Raw genomic sequence first — 1,637 nt, 5'->3', positions numbered from 1 at the left:
CTAGCATTATCAAAGCGGATTTACCTACTTTGACTGCCTCAATGCTTGGGCACACATAACCAACAGTGTGCTTAGCTTATCCTACTGTGTCATCCCATCTCTCAAACGGTTATCGGTAGTACAGGAATATCAACCTGTTGTCCATCACCTACGCCTTTCGGCCTCAGCTTAGGTCCCGACTAACCCAGGGCGGACGAACCTTCCCCTGGAAACCTTGGGTTTACGGCCTGTGGGATTCTCACCCACATCTCGCTACTCATGCCAACATTCTCACTCCCATACTGTCCACATGTCCTTACGGTCATGCTTCAACCCGTATGGGAAGCTCCCCTACCCATCATTGCTGATGCCGTAGCTTCGGTAGTAAGTTTTAGCCCCGGAAATCTTCGGCGCAGGATCACTCGACCAGTGAGCTATTACGCACTCTTTGAATGAGTGGCTGCTTCTAAGCCAACATCCTGGTTGTCTGTGCAATCCCACATCCTTTACCACTTAACTTACATTTAGGGACCTTAGCTGACGATCTGGGCTGTTGCCCTTTCGACTATGAATCTTATCACCCACAGTCTGACTCCCAAGTATAAGATGACGGCATTCGGAGTTTGATAGTCTTCGGTAGGTGCAATACCCCCTAGGACATTCAGTGCTCTACCTCCGTATCTCTCACCTTGAGGCTAGCCCTAAAGCTATTTCGGGGAGAACCAGCTATCTCCGGGCTCGATTGGAATTTCACCGCTACCCACAAGTCATCCCCGAGCTTTTCAACGCTCGTGGGTTCGGACCTCCACGAAATTTTACTTTCGCTTCATCCTGCTCATGGGTAGGTCGCCCGGTTTCGGGTCTACGTCAAGTAACTGAACGCTCAGTTAAAACTCGCTTTCGCTACGGCTCCACACCTTAAGTGCTTAACCTTGCTACTTAACGTAACTCGTTGGCCCGTTCTACAAAAAGTACGCGGTCACACAAGAAATGTGCTTCCACAGCTTGTAAGTGCAGGGTTTCAGGTTCTATTTCACTCCCCTCCCGGGGTTCTTTTCACCTTTCCCTCACGGTACTATACGCTATCGGTCACTAGGTAGTATTTAGCCTTGGAGGGTGGTCCCTCCTGCTTCCCACAGGGTTTCACGTGTCCCGTGGTACTCTGGATCATATCTAAAGTCTTCTCGTTTAACATACAGGACTATTACCTTCTGTGGTGGGTCTTTCCAAACCTCTTCAATTACGATACCTCTTCGTTATGATATGTCCGCAACCCCAATAAAGAAAACTTTATTGGTTTGGGCTAATCCGCGTTCGCTCGCCGCTACTTACGGAATCGAATTTCTTTCTCTTCCTTCAGGTACTTAGATGTTTCAGTTCCCTGAGTTCCCCTCATTAAGCTATGTATTCACTTAATGATACTTAGACATTACTCTAAGTGAGTTTCCTCATTCGGAAATCTTCGGATCAAAGTTTACGTGCAACTCCCCGAAGCTTATCGCAGCTTATCACGTCCTTCATCGGCTCCTAGTGCCAAGGCATCCGCCCTGCACCCTTAATAACTTGACCAGTTAAAAAGGTTTGATAGATTAGAAGCTATCAACTTCGATAATTTTAAAAAGTTATCAGCTTTATATATTACAAATTAGATGTCATAT

1 rRNA gene is annotated in these 1,637 nt (G+C 47.0%); it reads right to left on the bottom strand.

Features of this window, described 5'->3' with window-relative positions:
- A 23S ribosomal RNA gene (locus KGF42_RS19010) occupies positions 1–1,548 on the bottom strand; the annotation flags it as partial.
- Between the last annotated feature and the right edge of the window lie 89 nt (positions 1,549–1,637).

The organism is Clostridioides sp. ZZV15-6383 (genome assembly GCF_020657735.1).
GTDB lineage: Bacteria > Bacillota > Clostridia > Peptostreptococcales > Peptostreptococcaceae > Clostridioides > Clostridioides difficile_D.
Note: the sequence above shows the minus strand (reverse complement) of the source record. Positions and strands in the feature narration are given on the sequence as shown.